This is a genomic window from Agromyces sp. NPDC058136, from assembly GCF_042884375.1.
In the GTDB taxonomy this organism is placed as follows: Bacteria; Actinomycetota; Actinomycetes; order Actinomycetales; family Microbacteriaceae; genus Agromyces.
In genome coordinates, this window is the sequence record NZ_JBHVUA010000001.1 from 321,536 (window position 1) to 339,781 (window position 18,246).

Annotated in this window: 16 protein-coding genes; 5 read left to right on the top strand and 11 right to left on the bottom strand. The window is 71.1% G+C overall.

Translation table 11 applies throughout. The features are described from left to right. Positions 1-57: 57 nt before the first annotated feature. The 5 genes from ACFVTX_RS01475 to ACFVTX_RS01495 are packed head-to-tail and all read right to left on the bottom strand — an operon-like array spanning position 58 to position 6,375. On the bottom strand, positions 58-1,029 hold the full coding sequence (locus ACFVTX_RS01475) for a cytochrome b/b6 domain-containing protein (protein WP_386897418.1): 972 nt from the start codon (positions 1,027-1,029) through the stop codon (positions 58-60). Positions 1,030-1,086: 57 nt separating this feature from the next. Then, entirely contained in the window at positions 1,087-1,983 is an 897-nt protein-coding gene (locus ACFVTX_RS01480; protein ID WP_386897420.1) for a UTP--glucose-1-phosphate uridylyltransferase, read from the bottom strand. 50 nt (positions 1,984-2,033) lie between these two features. Further along, complete coding sequence (locus ACFVTX_RS01485; protein ID WP_386897422.1) at positions 2,034-3,488, bottom strand: aminobutyraldehyde dehydrogenase; 1,455 nt, start codon at positions 3,486-3,488, stop codon at positions 2,034-2,036. Positions 3,489-3,523: 35 nt separating this feature from the next. After that, a complete protein-coding gene (locus ACFVTX_RS01490) occupies positions 3,524-4,939 on the bottom strand; it encodes an NAD(P)/FAD-dependent oxidoreductase (protein WP_386897424.1) in 1,416 nt (471 codons plus the stop codon). Further along, positions 4,936-6,375 carry a glycosyltransferase gene (locus ACFVTX_RS01495; protein ID WP_386897425.1) on the bottom strand — a complete coding sequence of 480 codons (1,440 nt, stop codon included), beginning with the start codon at positions 6,373-6,375 and terminating at the stop codon, positions 4,936-4,938. Before ACFVTX_RS01495 ends, ACFVTX_RS01490 begins: the two co-directional genes overlap by 4 nt. Before the next feature lie 134 nt (positions 6,376-6,509). Here ACFVTX_RS01495 and ACFVTX_RS01500 point away from each other — a divergent pair, with 134 nt between their 5' ends. After that, positions 6,510-7,118 (top strand): TetR/AcrR family transcriptional regulator, encoded by a 609-nt coding sequence (locus ACFVTX_RS01500; RefSeq protein ID WP_386897426.1) that lies wholly within the window; start codon positions 6,510-6,512, stop codon positions 7,116-7,118. Here the strand turns inward: ACFVTX_RS01500 and ACFVTX_RS01505 are convergent. From ACFVTX_RS01505 to ACFVTX_RS01520, 4 genes are read right to left on the bottom strand one after another with little or no spacing between them, the layout of a single operon-like run. After that, a complete protein-coding gene (locus tag ACFVTX_RS01505; protein ID WP_386897427.1) occupies positions 7,100-8,296 on the bottom strand; it encodes an ABC transporter ATP-binding protein in 1,197 nt (398 codons plus the stop codon). The genes ACFVTX_RS01500 and ACFVTX_RS01505 overlap by 19 nt on opposite strands. Then, on the bottom strand, positions 8,293-9,141 hold the full coding sequence (locus tag ACFVTX_RS01510) for an ABC transporter permease (protein ID WP_386897429.1): 849 nt from the start codon (positions 9,139-9,141) through the stop codon (positions 8,293-8,295). Before ACFVTX_RS01510 ends, ACFVTX_RS01505 begins: the two co-directional genes overlap by 4 nt. After that, entirely contained in the window at positions 9,134-10,036 is a 903-nt protein-coding gene (locus ACFVTX_RS01515) for an ABC transporter permease (protein ID WP_386897430.1), read from the bottom strand. Before ACFVTX_RS01515 ends, ACFVTX_RS01510 begins: the two co-directional genes overlap by 8 nt. Before the next feature lie 4 nt (positions 10,037-10,040). Beyond that, positions 10,041-11,141, bottom strand: a complete 1,101-nt coding sequence (locus ACFVTX_RS01520) for a spermidine/putrescine ABC transporter substrate-binding protein (protein WP_386897432.1) — start codon at positions 11,139-11,141, stop codon at positions 10,041-10,043. A 129-nt stretch (positions 11,142-11,270) separates the two neighbouring features. Between ACFVTX_RS01520 and ACFVTX_RS01525 the strand changes: the two genes are divergently transcribed. The 3 genes from ACFVTX_RS01525 to ACFVTX_RS01535 all read left to right on the top strand — a co-directional run bounded on the left by ACFVTX_RS01525 (position 11,271) and on the right by ACFVTX_RS01535 (position 15,185). Then, a complete protein-coding gene (locus ACFVTX_RS01525) occupies positions 11,271-12,440 on the top strand; it encodes a hypothetical protein (protein ID WP_386897434.1) in 1,170 nt (389 codons plus the stop codon). Beyond that, positions 12,404-13,387: an SIS domain-containing protein gene (locus ACFVTX_RS01530; RefSeq protein WP_386897435.1), complete on the top strand. Its 984-nt coding sequence runs from the start codon at positions 12,404-12,406 to the stop codon at positions 13,385-13,387. The genes ACFVTX_RS01525 and ACFVTX_RS01530 overlap by 37 nt, the downstream gene beginning before the upstream one ends. A gap of 145 nt (positions 13,388-13,532) precedes the next feature. After that, complete coding sequence (locus ACFVTX_RS01535) at positions 13,533-15,185, top strand: flavin monoamine oxidase family protein (protein ID WP_386897436.1); 1,653 nt, start codon at positions 13,533-13,535, stop codon at positions 15,183-15,185. Between the two features lie 83 nt (positions 15,186-15,268). Here the strand turns inward: ACFVTX_RS01535 and ACFVTX_RS01540 are convergent, their stop codons facing one another. Next, the gene (locus ACFVTX_RS01540; RefSeq protein WP_386897438.1) at positions 15,269-16,585 is read right to left on the bottom strand and encodes an MFS transporter; all 1,317 of its coding nucleotides are present in this window, start codon (positions 16,583-16,585) and stop codon (positions 15,269-15,271) included. A gap of 113 nt (positions 16,586-16,698) precedes the next feature. On the opposite strand from ACFVTX_RS01540, the gene ACFVTX_RS01545 reads away from it, so the two are divergent. Beyond that, positions 16,699-17,121 carry a cytidine deaminase family protein gene (locus tag ACFVTX_RS01545; protein ID WP_386897440.1) on the top strand — a complete coding sequence of 141 codons (423 nt, stop codon included), beginning with the start codon at positions 16,699-16,701 and terminating at the stop codon, positions 17,119-17,121. Positions 17,122-17,205: 84 nt separating this feature from the next. On the opposite strand, the gene ACFVTX_RS01550 is transcribed toward ACFVTX_RS01545, so the two are convergent. Next, positions 17,206-18,177, bottom strand: a complete 972-nt coding sequence (locus ACFVTX_RS01550) for a nucleoside hydrolase (protein ID WP_386897442.1) — start codon at positions 18,175-18,177, stop codon at positions 17,206-17,208. Positions 18,178-18,246: the final 69 nt, after the last annotated feature.

Consider the following 18,246-nt stretch of genomic DNA (forward strand, 5'->3'; position numbering starts at 1 on the left):
ACTCAATGACACCGCAGCCGCTTCGAGTTGTCCAGCCCCACGCCGAAGGCGCGGACCTCAACTGCGGGCGGCGGTGCGTTTCGGTGCGGCGGGCGGCTGCGGCATCCGGCGCACCTGACCGAACTTCTCGGCAGCGGGCACCAGCAGCAGGGGGCGGGCGAGCACCCACCCGCCGATCATCACGACGAGCGAGGCCGCGAAGATCGCGAAGCCGACCCAGTCGTCGGACTCGCGCGCCGCGTACATGTGGTTGAGGTTGCGGAGCGCGCCGGTCGCGAGCACGAGCACGACGTGCGCGAAGGTGAAGAGCAGGAAGAACAGCATGACCGGGTAGTGCAGCGCCCGGGCGGCGCGCTCGGGCACGGCCTTCGCGAGGGGGCCTTCGAGCGGCCACCCCGGCGAGAGGCGCAGGCCCGTGAGGATCGCGAGCGGCGAGGCGATGAACACGATCGCGAAGTAGGCGAGCACCTGCGCATCGTTGTACGCGACCCAGGAGTTCTCGGTCGGCCAGTCGAGCGAGAGGTACTGCAGCACGACCGAGATCGAGCCGGGCACGACGTCCCAGCTGGTGGGCACGATGCGCACCCACTGGCCGGTCCCGAACAGCAGCACGACGTAGACGACGCCGTTGAGCACCCAGAACGCGTCGACGACGAGGTGCAGCCACACCGAGATCCCGAGGCGTCTCGGCGCGCCCTTCGTGCGCGGCCAACGGGTGTTGTCGCGCGTCCAGAACGCGGGCGGGCGCGTCTTCGAACGCACGATGAGCCCCGTGCGCACGAGCATCACGAGGAAGAAGGCGTTGAAGAAGTGCTGCCAGCCGAGCCACGCCGGGATGCCGACGGGCGCACCCGCGGGCAGCCCGCTGTGCCCCGGGTACTCGTCGATGAACGCGTCGACGGCGGGCAGGGCGCGCAGCCCGCGGGCGACGAGCACCGCCGCCGCGAGCAGCACCACGGCGCCGCCGGCGATGAGGGCGAGTCGCTTCACGGAGAGGCCCGCGAAGACGGGGCGCGAGGTGGACGGCACGCCTCTCAGCGTGACAAAGCCGGGTGCGCGATGCAAACCCGGATGTCACGAAGTCGCTCAGTGCGCATCGAGCCCCCGCACGTACTCGGTGAGCCAGGTCTTGAGGTCGGTGCCGAGGTCGTCGCGGTCGGCAGCGAGCTGGATCACGGCCTTGATGTAATCGAGCTTGTCACCCGTGTCGTACCGGCGGCCACGGAACACGACCCCGTACACGCCACCCGTGCCCTCGACATCCTCGGCCATCGTCATCAACGCATCCGTCAACTGGATCTCACCACCCTTGCCCGGCGCCGTCCGCGCGAGCACCCCGAACACCTCGGGCTTCAACACATACCGGCCGATCACCGCATAGTTCGACGGCGCGTCCTCCTTCGCCGGCTTCTCCACCAACCCCGTCACCCGCACCACATCCGGATCACCCGTCGCCTCGACCGCCGCCGCACCGTACAGATGGATCGAGTCCGGATCGACCTCCAACAACGCCACGATCGACGCGTCCCGCTCGACCTGCTCAGCCAGCATCTTCGTCAACAACTCATCACGCGCATCGATCAGGTCATCACCCAGCAGCACCGCGAACGGCTCATCACCCACATGCATCCGCGCCCGCGACACCGCATGCCCGAGCCCCAACGGGTCGCCCTGCCGCACATAATGCATGTCCGCCAACCCGGTCGACTCGTTCACCTTCTCGAGCTTGACCGTGTCACCCTTACGCGCCAGAGTCGCCTCCAACTCCGCGACCCGATCGAAATGATTCTCCAACGCGTTCTTGTTCCGACCCGTGACCACCAGCACATCCGTCAACCCCGCAGCCACCGCCTCCTCGACCACGTACTGGATCGCCGGCTTGTCGACCACCGGAAGCATCTCCTTCGGCATCGCCTTCGTCGCCGGAAGGAACCGCGTCCCCAACCCAGCCGCAGGAATGACCGCCTTCGTGACTCGTCGCATCCTCATCGCCTCTCTCGTCGTGTGGTCCTCGTCGCCCGCGTCGGGCCCGTTCACGCCGGCCGGAACCCGGTCGTCTCGGGCGGTGCCGCGTGCCGGATCATGAGGTGCCGGGTCACCGAGTAGTCGAGCAGCGGTTCGATCGACATGTCCTTGCCGAATCCCGAACCCTTCACGCCGCCGTGCGGCGCCTCGGACGCGATCGGGAGGTGGTCGTTCACCCAGGTCACCCCGACGTCGAGCGACTGGCTCACCCGCAGCGCACGCGAGACCTCGCTCGTCCACACGGAGGACGCGAGCCCGTACGCGCTGTCGTTCGCGAGCGCGATGCCCTCGGCCTCGCCGTCGAAGGGCAGCGCCACGAGCACCGGCCCGAACACCTCGCCCTGCACGATCTCGGAGGACTGCGACGCACCGACGAGCAGGGTCGGCGCGAAGTAGGCGCCCACCCCGTCGAGCGCGCGCCCGCCCGCGAGCACCTCGGCGCCCTCGGCGACCGCCCGGTCGACGAAGCCCGAGACCCGGTCGCGGTGCGCCCGGGAGATGAGCGGGCCGATGTGGGTGTCGGCGTTCATCGGGTCGCCGGCGACGATCTGCCCGATCGCCGCGCGCAGCGCCGCGACGCCGTCGTCGTACACCGAGCGCTCGAGGTACACGCGGGTCGCCGCGGTGCAGTCCTGCCCGGTGTTGTACGTCGCGCCGAGCGCGACCGCGTGCGCCATCGCCCCGAGGTCGGCGTCGGCGAAGACGATGACGGGCGCCTTGCCGCCGAGCTCGAGGTGCACCCGCTTCACGCCGTCGACGGCGCCCCGCATGACCGACTTGCCGGTCTGCGTCGACCCGGTGACGCTCACCATGTCGACCTCGCGGTGGGTCACGAGCGCCTGCCCGACCTCGGCGTCGCCCGTGACCACGCTGAGCAGGCCCGCAGGCAGCCCCGACTCGATCGCGAGCTCGGCGAGCCGCAACGTCGTGCGGGGCGTCGCGGGTGCGGGCTTCACGATGACGGCGTTGCCCGCGGCGAGCGCGGGCCCCGCCTTCCAGATCGCCATGATGAGCGGGAAGTTCCACGGAGTGATCCCGGCGACGACGCCGACGGGCCGGCGCGTGAGGATCGACGTGTACCCGTTCGAGAACGAGCCCGCGCCCGTGCCGTCGAGCGAGCGAGCGGCCGCGGCGAAGAAGCGCAGGTTGTCGACCGCGAATGGCAGTTCGCCGTCGAACGCGGTCGTCCAGGGCTTCCCGGAGTCTTCGACCTCGAGCCTCGCGAGGTGCTCGGCGTCGACCTCGATCGCATCGGCGAGCTTCAGCAGCGCGAGCGAACGCTCTCCTGGGGTCTTCGCCGCCCAGTCGGGCTGCGCCGCGCGTGCGGCGGCTGCCGCGGTGTCGACGTCGGCGACGCCGGAGGAGCGGAACCCGGCGACCTCCTCCTCGGTCGCGGGGTTCGTGATCGCGGTGTGCTCGCCCGAACCCGGGCGGTACTCGCCGATGAAGGTGCCGGTGGTCATGAGGTGCTCCTTTCGAGCGGGTGGTGCAGGGTGGGTCAGGAGTTGAAGCCGAGCCCGAAGCGGTCGAGGGTGCGCAGCCACAAGTTGCGGCGGCCCTCGTCGCGGTCGGCGGCGAGGATGCTGCGGCGGGTGAACTGCACGATGGGGTTGCGCAGCGGCTCGGGCGGGATGGGGAAGGGACGACGGCGCACGAGCTCGTACCGCAGTCGCGAGCTCGGCTCGCCCGAGAGGAGGTCGAGCGCGACATCCGCCGAGAACCTCGACGCGCCCACGCCGAGCCCGGTGTGCCCGACCGCATACGCGACCCGGCCGCCGAGGGCGGTGCCGTACGCGGCGGTGAACCGGGTGGTCGAGTCGATGGGCCCCGCCCAGCGGTGCGTGAACCGCAGGCCCGCGAGCTGCGGGAAGGTCTCGAAGAAGTGCCGTGCGAGCAGCGCGTGCGAACCGCCCTGCTGCTCGTAGGCCGGGTCGACGCGGCCGCCGCGGTGGTACACCGCGTCCCAGCCGCCGAAGAGGATGCGGCCGTCGTCGGTCGGGCGGTAATAGTGGAACTGGTTGCCGGCGTCGGTGAGCCCCTGCCCCTCGCCCCAGCCGATCGCGGCGCGCTGCTCCGCGGTGAGCGGCTCGGTCATGAGCACGTGGTCGTAGAGCGGCATGAGGTAGTTGCCGAGCCGCTTGAGCGGCGACGGGTACGCGGCGGTCGCGACGACCGCCTGCCTGGCGAGCACCCGCCCGCCCGCGGTGTCGGCGACGACGCCTCCGCCCTGCCGGGCGAGCCGGGTGACGCGCGTGCCCTCGGCGAGGCGCACCCCGCGGCGTTCGAGCTCGGCGCCGAGGCCCCACGCGAGGCGGGCCGGGTCGACGAGCACGGTGCCGGTGCGATCGCGGAGGCCCGCGAGGTAGCTCGGCGAGTGCACGTCGGCCTGCACCTCCTCGCGCGACTGGAACTCGAGGGCGGCGCCGTGCTCGTCGCCGAGCCGCTTCGCCTCCCGCAGCCCCTCGACCTGCCAGGGTTCGACGGCGAGGGTCGTCTTGCCCGACCGGGCCAGGCCGCACTCGATGCCCGCCTCGCGCACGGTCGCGACGAGCGCGGCGAGGTTCTCGTCGCCCTCGCGGGCGAGCGGACCCACCTCGCGGGGCCAGAGGTGGGTGCCGTGGGCGAGGCCGTGCGTGAGCGATGCGGCGACGAATCCGCCGTTGCGCCCGCTCGCGAGGTAGCCGAGCTGTTCGGCGTCGACGACGACGATCGAGTCGGGGGCCGTGCCGCGTTCGATCGCCCGCCACGCGGCCCAGAGCCCGGTGAATCCCGCGCCGATGACGAGGAGCTCGGCCGCGACCTCGCCCGACACGGGCGCACGCCGGGCCGGCGCCTCGGGGCGGTCGGTCCAGTAGGGCGCCGGGCGGGCGTCGCGCAGCGAGGACTCGGCCGCCGCGGCGACCGCGGTGCTCACGCGCTCGCCACGGCGTGCGCGACCGGTGCCGACGCGGCCGGGCCGGCCGACGAGGCCGAGCCCGCCGAGGAGCCCGAGCGCTCCGACGCGACGGAACCGGTGGCGGCCGACGTCGCGGCCCCCGCCGTGGCATCCCGACTCGCTGCCGCCTCGATGACGTCGGCGGCGCGTGCGATGCCGCCCTGCGCGCGGATCGCCGCCGAGACCTCGTCGAGGCGCGCGCGCAGCGCAGCGTCGCCGAGCAGCCGCTCGATCGCCCCGGCGAGCTCGTCGGGAGTGAAGCGGTAGGGGTCGAGGCGCACGCCGAATCCGCGCTCGTCGACCCGCTGGGCGTTGTCGTACTGGTCCCAGAAGAGCGGCAGCAGCACCATGGGCTTGCCGAAGTGCATGGCCTCGGTCGTGGTGTTGTTGCCGCCGTGGGTGATCACGAGGTCGGCGAGCGGCAGCAGCTTCGTCTGCGGCAGGAACTCGGCGCCCCACATGTTGTCGGCGAGTTCGATCTCGTCGTGCAGCGGCCCCTTCGAGACGATCACGTTGACGGGCTGCACGGCGAGCGCGGCGATGACGCGGCGCATGAGCTCGACGTCGGCCGAGCCGAGGGAACCGAGGCTGAAGTAGATGAGCGGCCGCGAGCCGTCGGTGTACGAGGCGGGCAGCTCGGGCGTCTCGGCCTCGGTCTCGCGCACCGAGCTCTCGAGACGGTGCCAGGATGCCCCGAGCGGACGCGCTTCGTCGTAGTCGAGTGCGGTCGGGTAGACGTAGAGGTTCTCGTCGCCCGCACCGATGAACTCGAGCTCGGGCAGCGGGGCGGCGCCCTGCTCCTGCGCCCAGGCGTCGAACTCCTGCCAGAGGGTGCGGTGGGTGCGCTCGTACTCGGCGCGGAACCCGGCCCACCCCTCGCGATCGCGCTCGGCGAGGCCCGAGAAGGCGGGGGCGATCTCGTCGCCCGGCACCTCGAGCGGGTTGCACGAGACGATGCGCACGAACGGCACGCCCGCGGTGGTGAGCGCCGGGAAGACGAGCACGTTGTCTTCCACGATGACGTCGGGCCGCACCCGGGCGATGATGTCGCGCAGCTGCGGCTCGCAGTACTTCGCGCCGTCGACGAGCGCCTCCCAGATGGGGCGGGTGACGGTCTCGAGCTGCTCGGTCGTGGTCTTCCGGAACTCGGGTGAGACGTCGCGGATGTAGTCCTTCCAGAACTGTCCGGCGTCCTGCTCCTCGGGCTCATCGCCCGCGTCCTCGGCGGGCGGCGCGAGGTCGACGAGGTCCTCCTCGAAGCCGAGGGCTTCGAGCTTGCCCTCCCAGGAGCGCTCGGCGGCGAACACGACGCGGTGACCGCGGCGCAGCAGCTCGTTGCCAATGCCGATGCAGTTGTTCGTCGGCCCGTACGCGCTCTCGGGCATGAACAGGATCGTCAGGCTTCCGTCAGTCATCATTGACCTCTCTTGCGAGTTTCTTGTATCGGAGTTTAGAGAATTCTGGTGCCGAAACACCAGACTTTTCAAGAGCTTTCGGCCTAATATTGACGAGCAGCACAGATAATCTGCCCACCACGAAGGGGTGCCACATGGCTCGACCGAAGCGTCAGGAGGAGCGGCGCAGCCAGCTCGTCGCCGCCGCGCAGCGCGCGATCGCCGCGCACGGCCCCGAGGGGGCGCGGCTCAACCGGGTCGCCGAAGAGGCCGGCCTCACCTCGAGCGCGGTGCTCTACTACTACCCCGACATCGACGAGCTCATGTTCGAGGCGAACCGGGCCGGCATGGAGCGCTTCTACGAAGAACGCGTCCGCATGCTCGAGAGCCTGCCCGACGACCCGGTGGCCCGGCTCATCGCCCTCGTCGCCTCGGGGCTGCCGAGCGGCCCCGACGACGCCGAGGTGCGGCTGCTCTGCGAGCTCGGCGGCTCGGCCGGCCGCGACAGCCTCATGGCGTCGCTGCTGACGACCCTCTACGACCGTCAGGTCGGCATGTACCAGGTGGTGCTCGAGCAGGGTGCCGCGCGCGGCCTCTTCACCCTCGCGCAGCCCTCGCTCGTGATCGCCCGCAACCTCGTCGCGCTCGAGGACGCCTACGGCTACCGCATCGTGGCGAAGCATCCCGCCATCGACCACAGCGGCGCACGCGAGCTGCTGCTCGCGTACGCCCGCCTGGCGACCGGTCACACGCTCGCCGGCTGATCGGCCGGCGGGGCGGCCGATCCGTTCGGGTCCCCCGGCGCGTCCGCGTCGGCCGGCGCCGCCGCGACCGCGCTCGTCGGGATGGACGTGCCGACCGACGCGGGCTCGTCCGGGTCGCGCGGCACGAGCGTCGCCTGCGCGAACCGCAGCCCCACCTCGGCGCCGCGGTCGAACTCGGTCGACCCCGGCACGGTCGCGAGCAGCGGCGCCACGAGCCCCGGCACCTCGATCGACACCGTCGACGCGCCGCCGAGGAAGTAGGTGTCGACGACGATGCCGCGGAGCTCGCCCGCACCGGCCGACTCCCCCGCACGCACGGGCGCGAGCTCGACGTGCTCGGGACGCACGACGAGGGTCGCCGCCTCACCGGGCACGAGCTCGTGACCGCGTGCGATGGGCACCTCACCGAGCCGGTCGACCGCGACGCCCGACGCCGTCGCCGTGCCGTCGAGCAGGTTGGCCGTGCCGATGAACGACGCCACGAAGCGGGTCGCCGGGTTGCGGTAGAGCTCCTGCGGGGTCGCGAGCTGCTCGAGGCGGCCGTCGCGCAGCACCGCGATGCGGTCGGCCATCGACATCGCCTCCTCCTGGTCGTGGGTGACGACGACGAAGGTCATGCCGACCTCGTGCTGCAGGCGCTTGAGCTCGAGCTGCATCGAGGCGCGCACCTGCCGGTCGAGCGCCGAGAGCGGTTCGTCGAGGAGCAGCAGCTTCGGCCGCTTCACGATCGCGCGGGCGAGGGCGACGCGCTGCCGCTGGCCGCCCGAGAGCTGGCCGGGGCGGCGCTTCGCGAGCGGTGCGAGCCGCACCGCCTCCATGACCTCGCCGACGCGCCGGGCGATCTCGGCCCGGCCGACGCCGTCGGCCTCGAGCCCGTACGCGACGTTGCGTTCGACCGTCATGTGCGGGAACAACGCGTAGCTCTGGAACATCATGTTCACCGGCCGCCGGTGCGGCGGCATCGCGAGCAGGTCGTCGCCGTCGAGCTCGATCCGCCCCGCGGCGGGTTGTTCGAAGCCCGCGATCGAGCGCAGCAGCGTCGTCTTGCCGCAGCCCGAGGGGCCGAGCAGGGCGAAGAACTCGTTGTGGGCGATGTCGAGCGAGACGCCGTGCAGGGCGACCGTGTCGCCGTAGACGGCGCGCACGCCGTCGACCCTGAGGAGCGGTGCAGTGGTCATTTCGAGGATCCAGTCAGTCGGGTCAGCCGCTGCGCCGCGATCACGGTCACGACGCTCACGAAGAGGAGGAGGGTGGCGAGGGCGTTGACCTCGGGGGTCACCCCGAAGCGCACCATCGAGTAGATGACGATCGGCAGGGTGGGCTGGGTCGGCGCGGTCGTGAAGAAGGCGATCACGAACTCGTCGAGCGAGAGGGTGAACGCGAGCAGTGCCCCGGCGACGATGCCGGGCGCGAGCTGCGGCAGGGTCACCCGCATGAAGGTGCGCACCGGCCCTGCCCCGAGGTCGCGCGAGGCCTCTTCGAGGCTCGGGTCGATGCTCGCCATGCGGGCAAGCACAATCGCGGTGACGAAGGCCGTCGCGAACACGCCGTGCGCGAGGATCACCGAGTGCAGCCCGAGCGTGATGCCGAGCAGCGCGAACAGGGTGAGCAGGCCGATGCCGAGCAGCAGGTCGGGCAGGATCGCCGGGGCGATCGCGAACGCCCGCACGAAGCCGCCGCGCGTGTAGTGCTGGATGCCGTAGGCGAGCAGCGTGCCGAGCACGGTCGCGATGGCGGTCGCGCCCGTCGCGACGATGAGCGTGTTGCCGAGTCCCTGCATGAGCGCCCCGTCGGCGAACACCTCGGGGTACCAGCGCAGCGAGAAACCGCGCCAGACGAAGAGGTTCTCGCTGTCGTTGAAGCTCATGATCACGACGATGAGGATCGGCACGTAGAGGAACACGTAGCCGAGCCAGAGGGGCACGAGGATGCCGCGGGGCCGGCGCCGCTTCGCCCGCCGAGGGGGCGCGTCGGCGGCAGCGGGCGTCGTCGTCGTCGTCGTCGGGGCGATCGTCTCAGCCACGTCGGCCTCCTTCGGTCACGCGGCGCGAGACCGCCGACTGCAGCACGATGACGAGCACGAGGATGATCGTGAGCAGGAGCGCCAGCGTCGCTCCGAACGGCCAGTCGCGCGCCTCGAAGAACTGGTCGCGCACGAGGTTGCCGACCATGATCGTCTTGCCTCCGCCGATGAGCTCGGGGATGACGAAGTTCGACATCGCGGGGACGAACACGAACACGCAGCCGGTGAGTGCGCCCGGCAGCGAGAGCGGCAGCGTCACCGTGCGGAAGGTGCGCCACGGCGTCGCGCCGAGGTTCGTCGCCGCCTCGCGGAGCGAGGGGTCGAGCTGCTGCAACGAGGCGTAGAGCGGCAGCACCATGAGCGGCAGGTACATGTAGAGGAGACCGACGACGATGGCCTGCGGCGTGTACAGCATGCTGATCGGCTCGTCGGTGAGGCCGAGTCCCTGCAGCGCCTGGTTGACCCAGCCGGCGTTGTTCAGCAGCAGGATCCACGCGTAGGTGCGCACGAGGAAGTTCGTCCAGAAGGGGAGGACGACGGCGATGAGGGCGACGGTGCGCCACTTCGGGCTGAGCCCCGCGATGGCGTACGCCATGGGGTAGCCGATCGCGAGCGCGAGCAGCGTGACGACGAGCGCCATGCCGATCGACTGGGCGATGACCCCGAGATAGAGGGGCTCGAAGAGCTTCACCCAGTTGTCGAGGGTGAACTCGAACACGATGCCGCCGAAGCGGCCGCGCTTGAAGAAGGTGTAGAACGCGAGCAGGCCGACCGGGATCGCCATGAAGACGATGAGGTAGACCATGCCCGGTGCGAGGAAGGGGATGGGGGCGAGCCCCCGTCGCACGCGGTTCGCGCGCGCGACGGGGGTCGCCTCCTGGAGCGAGGAGGTCACGGCGTCAGTTGCTCGCCAGGACTTCGGAGTTGAGGTCGACGAACTTCAGGGTGTCCTCGCCGAGGTCGACGATCACCTCCTGCTCGAAGAGCTCGTCGACGGTGATCGCGAGGGTCGGGTACGACTCGAGGAGCTCGGGCTTGAGCGCCTCCATCGCGGCCTGGTTCGGCACCTTGTAGAGGATGTTCTCGGCCACCCAGGTCTGCACCGTCGGGTCGAGGATGTAGTTGAGGAAGGCCATGGCGGCCTCCTTGTTCTTCGACGACTCGAGCACCGTCATCGTGTCGACCCAGAGGTCGGCGCCCTCCTCGGGCACGACGAACTTGATGTTCGGGTCCTCGGCGATGCCGTAGTTGCACCAGCCGTCCCAGGCCTCGACCATCGCGGCCTCGCCCGAGACGAGCTTCGAGTAGAAGGTCGTGTCGTCGAAGGCGAGCAGCGTCGGCTTCGTCTCGAGGAGCTGCGCCTTGGCCTCCTCGAGCTCGGCGTCGTCGGTCGTGTTGACCGAGTGACCCTGCGCCTTGAGGGCCGGCATCGCGAGCCAGCGGTCGGTCGAGAGCATCGTCGTCTTGCCGACGAGTTCGGGCTTCGGGTTCAGCAGGTCGTTCCACGAGGTGGGGTCGAAGCCCGTGAGGTCGGGGCGGTAGCAGAGGCCGGTGGTGCCCCACGCGTAGGGCTCGGAGTAGACGTTGCCCTCGTCGTAGGCCAGCTCGAGCGCCTCGGGGTAGAGGTTCTCCTCGTTGGGGATGAGCGACTTGTCGAGCTTCGCGAGCAGCCCCTGCTCGCCGAGCGCCTGGGCGTACTGTCCCGAGACGAATGCGATGTCGATGCCCGAGTCGGCGCTCGCGGTGAGCTTCGCGACGATGTCCTCGTTGGTGGTGTGGTTGACGATCGTGGTCTTCACCCCGGTGGCCTTCTCGAACTGCTCGGCGAGGTCTTCGGGGTAGTAGTCGGCCCAGATCGAGACGGTCAGCGTCTGCGAGCTGAGGTCGGCCTCGGGGTCGAGCGCATCGCCGCCGCCCTGATCGGTCGAGGCGCATGCGGTGAGGGCGAGCAGGGCTGCGGCCGTCCCGGCGAGGGCGACGCGGCGGTACGGGTGGGACATCGTGACTCCTGAACTTCGACGGGCAGGGTTGAGCGATTCTTGCAGCCTGCGTCAAGAAACCGCAATGACTTTCGGACAGTGAATATCTGGGGGTTGCGGAATAGTTACAATCCGAATTCAATGAATTCGATGCTCAGTGGCGAACACTTTCCGATCGATGGCCGAACCCTCTCCGTCGAGGCCGACGGCCGCGTGCTGCTCGACGGCCGCCGGGTCGCGGCCGGCGACGGCGTCGCCCGCGCGCTCGCCGCGACGGTGGATGCCACGGTGTCGCCCTCGCACGCGAGCGAGCGTGCCATCACGGTCGACCAGACGAACGTCTCGGTCATCGTCGACGAGCGGCTGATCGTGAAGCTCGTGGCCCACTGGGGAGCCGCCGAGCGCTCGGCGCGCCTGCTCGAACAGCTCGCCGCCGCCGGTGCGACGGGCGTCGAGCGGTTGCGGGGCGCCGTGCGGTGGCGGCACCCCGAGCGCGGCACCGGGGTGCTCGCGGTCGTCACCGACTACCTTCCGGGCGCCGACGACGGCTGGACCTGGGCGGTCGACGACGTCGTCGCGGTCGTGTGCGACGAGGTCGACGACCCCGACTGGCCGACCCGGCTCGGTCGCCGGATCGCCGAGATCCACGGGGTGCTCGGCGCCGAGGCATCCCCCTCGAACGCCGACGCCCCTGAGGCGCGCGTCCGCCGCGCCCGCGAGACCCTCGCGGCCGCCGTCGCCGAGACCGACGGCGCGGCGGGCGACCGGCTTCGCAACCGCCTGGCCTCGCTCGAGGCCGCGATCGACTCGCTCGGGGCGGCCGCGCCCGGGCTCGCGTTCCCGCTCCACGGCGACCTCCACCTCGGGCAGGTGCTCCGCTCCCCCGGCCCCGCGGGCGGCGAGCGCTACACGCTCATCGATTTCGACGGCGACCCGCAGCAGGGCGACGCCGAACGCGACCGGCCCGACGCCGCCGCACGCGACCTCGCGCACCTCCTCGTGTCGATCGACCTCGTCGCCGCTGTGGTGCAGAAGCGACTCGGCCGCGCCGAGCCCGCCGCCTTCGCGTGGGCCGACCGGGCGCGCACCGCGTTCCTCGACGCGTACCGGGCCGCGCTCGCGCGACCCGAGCTGCTCGACGAGGCGCTCCTCGCCGGGTTCGAGGCCGAACAGCTCGCCGCCGAACTCCGCTACGCCGCCCGGTTCCTCCCTCGTTGGCAGTACGCGCCCGACGCCGCCCTCACCCACCGCCACCCCTCGACGCACGAACGCCAGGAGCAGCCATGGACACCGCCGCCTTCCGATCCGATCTCGAGCTGATCCCCGAGACGCTCGGCCGCCTGGCCGACGCCCTCGACGCTGGGCTGCCCGGGCTCGTCGAGGCGGCGGTCATCGGCGAGCGCCTGCACGCGCCGGCGAAGGTGCTCGTCCTCGGCATGGGGTCGAGCCGATACGCCGCCGACGTCGTCGCCCGCCGGTACCGCGCGGTCGGTGCGAACGTGCAGGTCGAGCTCGCGAGCGTCGACGAACTGCCGCCGCCCGCCCCCGACCGGGTCGTCGTCGCCGTCTCGGCGACGGGCGGCAGCGTCGAGGTGCTGCGCGCGGTCGAACGCTATCGGGGCAGCGCCTCGCCGCTCGTCGCGGTGACGAACCGGCCGGCCTCGGCGCTCGCCGAGCAGGCCGACGCGGTCGTCGAGCTCGGGGCGGGTATCGAGGCCTCGGGCGTCGCGTGCCGCACCTTCCGGGCGACGTTCCCCGTGCTCGACGCCGTGCTCGGCGCACTCACGGGCGCCGCTGCCGAGCAGCCCTTCGACGCCGATGCCGTGCGACGTGCGGCCGAGGCGAACGCGGGCCTCTTCGCGGCATCCGCCGACTGGCTGGAGGCCGCGACCGCGCTCGTCGCCGGGCCCGACGGCGCGTGGACCCTCGCGCCCGCCGAACGCCTCTCGAGCGCCCAGCAGTCGGCCCTCATGGTGCGCGAGGTGCCGCGGCGCGGCGCCTTCGCCTCGGAGACGGGCGACTGGTCGCACGTCGACGTGTACCTCACGAAGACGCAGGACTACCGCGCCCTCGTGTTCGCCGGCTCCCACTGGGACGGGCAGGCGCTCGAATGGATGCGCGAGCGCGGATCCCGCTGGGCCTCCATCGGCGGCGAACTGCCCGGCGCCGAGTTCACGATCCGGCACGAGCACGACGACGACGCCCGCGTCGCGCTGCTCACCGAGACCCTCGTCGGCGAGCTCGTCGCCGAACGGCTGCTGCACTGACGCGGTGCGCAGCCCCGGCTCCGGCGCTGCGCACGCCCGCTCTCCCACAACTCCACATCCGCACCACCGGAACCACCGGCACCACCGCTCCACCGGCACCACGTCAAGTCCCGCTCCACCGATTCGGACAGTGAGGTTCTTCATGATGGCATTCCGACGCGGCACCACGCCGCAGAGCGCTCGCATCGGGCGCATCCTCCGCGCGCACGCGGAGGCCGACCGGACCGGGGTCCCGGTCGACGAGGTGCTCGGGCGAGCGGCTGAGGCGGCGTCCGCAGGGCTCGACGCCGAACGCCGCGCGGGCGTCTCCCGCCGCGACGCCCTCCGCGTCGCCGGCGTCGCGGGCGCGGGCGCAGCGCTCGCCATGGCCGGCCCTGCCCCCGCGATGGCCGCGACCCCGACGGCGAAACCCGCGGCTCCGAGCGTCGCGATCGTCGGCGCGGGCCTCGCAGGCACCCGCGCCGCGCACTGGCTCTGGCGCACGAAGGGCATCGCCTCGACGATCTACGAGGGCAGCTCGCGACCCGGCGGGCGCTGCTACAGCCTGCGCGGCCACTTCGACGAGGGCATCGTCGTCGAGCACGGCGGCGCGCTCATCAACACCGACCACAACGCGATCCGCGGTCTCGCCTCGAGCCTCGGGCTGACGATCGACGTCGTCGACGGCGGCAGCTACAACGGCTGGGGCGACAAGTACTGGATCGACGGGGCCGACTACTCCTACGACGACGCGAACGACGACTGGGGGCAGGTCTACCAGGCGATGAAGGCCGACCTCGCGGCGGCCCCGTACTCCCAGACGCACGCCACGCACACGGCCGCGGGCGTCGCCCTCGACCACCTCACGGTCGACGACTGGCTCGCGCAGAAGGTGCCGGGCGGACTCTCGAGCCGCTTCGCGAAGCTCATGCGTTCGAACGTCATGGCCGAGTACGGGCTCGAACCGGGCGAGCAGTCGGCGCTCAACCTCGTGTACCTGCTCGGCTGGAACTCGCAGAACGGCCTGTCGCCGATCAACGGGGCCGACGAGAAGTACCTCGTGCGGGGCGGCAACGACCAGATCGTCACCCGCATGATCGCCGAACTCCCGGCGAACACCGTGCGCTACGGGCACGAGCTCGTCGCGGTGAAGCAGAACGCGAACGGCACGGTGCGGCTGAGCTTCCAGGTCGGCAACCAGACCGTCGACAAGACCGTCGACCGGGCGATCCTCGCGCTGCCGTACACGACGCTCCGCGAGTGCGACCTCAGCCAGTCGGGATTCTCGGCGCTCACCCGCCGGGCGATCGACGAGCTCGGGCTCGGCGCGAACGCGAAGATCCACGTGCAGCTGTCGACCCGCCCGTGGGTGACGGCGGGCTACGGCGGTTCGACGTACACGAACGCCTCCGGGTTCCAGTGCGGCTGGGACGACACCGCCTCGCACCCGCTGCCGACGGGCATCTTCAACTTCTTCCCGTCGGGCGACCAGGTGAAGGCGTGGTCGGGGCCGGCGTTCGGGGTGCCGAGCGCGCAGCAGGTGCAGGGCTACCTCGCGCAGCTCGAGACGATCTACCCGGGCGTCGCGGCGGCGTACTCGGGCAAGGCGTACCGCGACTTCTGGTGGGGCAACCGCTGGTCGAAGGGCGCCTACACCTGCCAGCGCCCGGGCCAGTACACCGAGCTGTTCGGCGTCGGCGAGGCGCCCGAGGGCAACGTGCACTTCGCGGGCGAGCACACGAGCGTCGAGTACTTCGGCTTCCTGAACGGCGCGGTCGCCTCGGGCGAGCGCGCGGCGAAGGCGGTCGCGCTGTCGTGACACCGAGAGGGCCGGTGCCCGTCGAACCTTCGACGGGCACCGGCCCTCGTCGACCGCGTGCGCGGCCGGTCACGCGTCGGGCGTCACTCCCCCACGAAGACGCCGTTGCGGCGCTTGGCGAGCACGTACAGCACGACGCTGATCGCGCAGAGCACGGCGATGTAGACGGGGAAGACCGCCCCCATCCCGATGCTCTGGAGCCACACGAAGAGATACGAGGCGGTCCCGCCGAACAGGGCGACGCCGATGCCGTACGCGAGGCCGACGGCGGTGCCGCGATAGTGCTGCGGGAACAGCGAGTTCGCGACCGTGTTGTAGATCGTCAGGTTCACGAGGAGCACGAGCGAGCCGCCGAGCATGACCGCGGCGAGCGAGCCGATGCCCTCGCCCGTGTAGGCGAGCACCAGGAAGATCGTCGGGATCGCGACGAGACGGGCGATCACGAACCACTTCGAGAGCGGCCACTTGTCGAGGATGCGGCTGAGCACGACCGCGCCGAGCGTCAGCACGATGCTGAGCACGGTCGAGACGGCGAACACGCCGGTGGGGTCTTCCCCGAAGGTCCCGGTCGCCATCGACGGCAGGCCCGAGAGCCAGGTGTAGTTGTACGCCATGATGGCGCCGACGATGAAGACGACGGCGAGGACGCTCAGCCACAGTCGGCCGACCCCGCGCCAGATCTCGCGCGCGCTGCTCGGTGCCGACGGATCGCCTGCGGCGCCGACGACCAAGGTCTCGGGCAGCGAGCGGCGCAGCCAGAGCACGACGAAACCGAGGAGGCCGCCGAGGATGAAGGGGATGCGCCAGCCGTACTCGCCCATCGCCTCGACGCCGAGGATCGCGCTCGCGGCGAACGCCGTGAGCGGGGCGAGGAGGTTGCCCAGGTTGTTGAAGAAGGCCATGAACCCGGCGACGTAGCCGGGGCGATCGGGGACGAGCTCGATTCCGTAGGCGTTGCTGAGCGGCGCTTCGACACCGGTCGAGATGCCCTGCAGGATGCGGCAGAGCAGCACGATGACGCCCGCCCAGACGCCGAGCGTCTCATGGGTCGGCAGGACGCCGATCACGAGGCTGGCACCTGCGGTGACGCCCACCGAGCCGATCATGACGGACTTGCGTCCGATCCGGTCGGCGACCAGTCCGAAGACCACACCGCCGATCGGACGGGCGATGAACCCCACGGCGAAGACGGCGAGGGAGTTGAGGGTGGACGCCACTGGGTCCTCCCCCGGGAAGAACGCGTTGCCGATGTAGACCGAGAGCAGGCCGAACATCGCCCAGTCGAACCACTCGAGCGCGTGCCCGGCGCTGAGTGCGAACAGGTTGCGCCGCTCGATACGGCGTGACGCGCGCGTCGCGTCGGCGTCGGCGACCGCTACGGCCTCCTGCTGTTCCAACATTCCAAGAGCTCCTTCGCTCGGTGCACCTGGGAGCGCATCACTCAGGTGAGGTGGGGGGATGAGATCACTATACTATATTATTTCCACGCTGTCATGACCGAGGAGCACACGCGATGCAGATGCCGAATGAGACCCGTCTCGACGAAGAACTGATCCACGCGGCATCCGCCCTGCTGCTGCGCGCACACGACCCCGCGCTGCACCGCGTCGCCGCCGCCGCCCGCGGGGCGAGCGGTGCGATCCACCTCGGCCTCAGCCTCGCCACTCCCCGCGTCAGCGTCTGCGCCGAGAGCAGTGCGATCGCCAACGCCAAGATCGCCGGCGAGCCGTCGATCACGACGATCGTCTCCGTCGGGCTCGACCCCGACGATCGCCCGCGCGTCATCAACCCCTGCGGCGTCTGCCGCGAGGTAGTGCCGAAGTTCGGCACCGATGAGCTCCGGGTACTCGTCGATGCGGGCGACGGTCGCGTCATCGCTGCGACGCCCGAGCAGCTGCTGCCCATGCCGTGGGTGCGGGCCCGCTCCTACGCCTGAGCCCCGACACGACGAAGGGGAGGATCCCGGTCGGGAGCCTCCCCTTCGTGCTTCAGCGGGCCGCCCGGTTCGGGCGTGGGCGGCTCATCGCCACGGGAGCGGGCGGCGCAGCGTCTCGCCGATCATCTCCAGCACGCCGTCGAAGTCCATGTCGAAGACGACCCGGTGGAGCGGACGCGTCTCGCCCTTCACCGGATGCACCCCCGCGAGGAACCGGTCGCCCGTCGCCGGATCCTCGAAGGTCTGCAGCGGGCGCTGCACCGACCCCGTGACGAGCTCGGGGCGGAGCAGGCTCGCGACCGCGAGGCTGTCGTTGATGCCGAGCACGCGCCGGCCGTCGGGCTGCGGGTACGACCGCGTGTAGAAGCCCGCGTAGTCGGCGCTGATCTTCGTGATCAGCTCGGCCGGTCCGAACCCGGTCGAGGCCGCGATCTCGAGGAAGAAGTCCTCGGGCACCATCGCCTGCCGCGTCACGTACGGACCGCACCAGGTCACGTCGCCCGCACGGGCGGCGACCGCCTGCGCCGCGTCGATGTCGAACGAGACGTTCGGGTCGCGGGAGACGCGGAAGCGGCGATCGGCCCACGGTTCGGTGTCGTGGTAGAGCGCCGGCCCGAGGGTGCCGACGATCGTGGTGCTCCGCAGCCGCTCGAGCAGTCGCGGCTCGAGCTCGAGTGCGCGGGCGAGGTTCGTCTGCGGGCCGAGCGCCAGATAGTCGATCTCACCGTCGTGCCGGTTCACGAGGTCGAGCAGGATCGGGATGCCGTTCGGCTCGGCAGGCACCGAGGTCTCCGGGCGCAGACCGGTGTTGCCGAAGCCGTCCTCGCCGTGGATGCCTGCAGAGAGGCGCAGCTCCTGCTTGAGCGGTGCGTCGCTGCCCCGGTACACGGGAACGTCGGTGCGTCCGCACGTGTCGAGCACGTAGCGCGCATTGTCGGCCGCCCGGTCGCCGTACGTGTTTCCGAAGACGCTCAGCACGGCGAGGATCTCGACCTCGGGATCGGCGGCCAGCAGCATCAGCGCCAGCGCGTCATCGACACCCGTGTCCGTGTCCACCACGACTTTTCTCATGATTCCATTCCTCGTGTTCTTCGATCGATCGCCCGGCGCGGTCTGGCACCGGGC

What these genes read in the sequence shown, in the direction of transcription:
- ACFVTX_RS01485 (WP_386897422.1), bottom strand. Translation starts at nt 3,488, where the DNA reads ATGACCACCGGCACCTTCATCGGCGAGTACCGCCCGGGTTCGGGCGAG.
- ACFVTX_RS01520 (WP_386897432.1), bottom strand. Translation starts at nt 11,141, where the DNA reads ATGTCCCACCCGTACCGCCGCGTCGCCCTCGCCGGGACGGCCGCAGCC.
- ACFVTX_RS01540 (WP_386897438.1), bottom strand. Translation starts at nt 16,585, where the DNA reads ATGTTGGAACAGCAGGAGGCCGTAGCGGTCGCCGACGCCGACGCGACG.
- ACFVTX_RS01525 (WP_386897434.1), top strand. Translation starts at nt 11,271, where the DNA reads ATGCTCAGTGGCGAACACTTTCCGATCGATGGCCGAACCCTCTCCGTC.
- ACFVTX_RS01505 (WP_386897427.1), bottom strand. Translation starts at nt 8,296, where the DNA reads ATGACCACTGCACCGCTCCTCAGGGTCGACGGCGTGCGCGCCGTCTAC.
- ACFVTX_RS01545 (WP_386897440.1), top strand. Translation starts at nt 16,699, where the DNA reads ATGCAGATGCCGAATGAGACCCGTCTCGACGAAGAACTGATCCACGCG.
- ACFVTX_RS01480 (WP_386897420.1), bottom strand. Translation starts at nt 1,983, where the DNA reads ATGCGACGAGTCACGAAGGCGGTCATTCCTGCGGCTGGGTTGGGGACG.
- ACFVTX_RS01535 (WP_386897436.1), top strand. Translation starts at nt 13,533, where the DNA reads ATGGCATTCCGACGCGGCACCACGCCGCAGAGCGCTCGCATCGGGCGC.
- ACFVTX_RS01500 (WP_386897426.1), top strand. Translation starts at nt 6,510, where the DNA reads ATGGCTCGACCGAAGCGTCAGGAGGAGCGGCGCAGCCAGCTCGTCGCC.
- ACFVTX_RS01495 (WP_386897425.1), bottom strand. Translation starts at nt 6,375, where the DNA reads ATGACTGACGGAAGCCTGACGATCCTGTTCATGCCCGAGAGCGCGTAC.
- ACFVTX_RS01530 (WP_386897435.1), top strand. Translation starts at nt 12,404, where the DNA reads ATGGACACCGCCGCCTTCCGATCCGATCTCGAGCTGATCCCCGAGACG.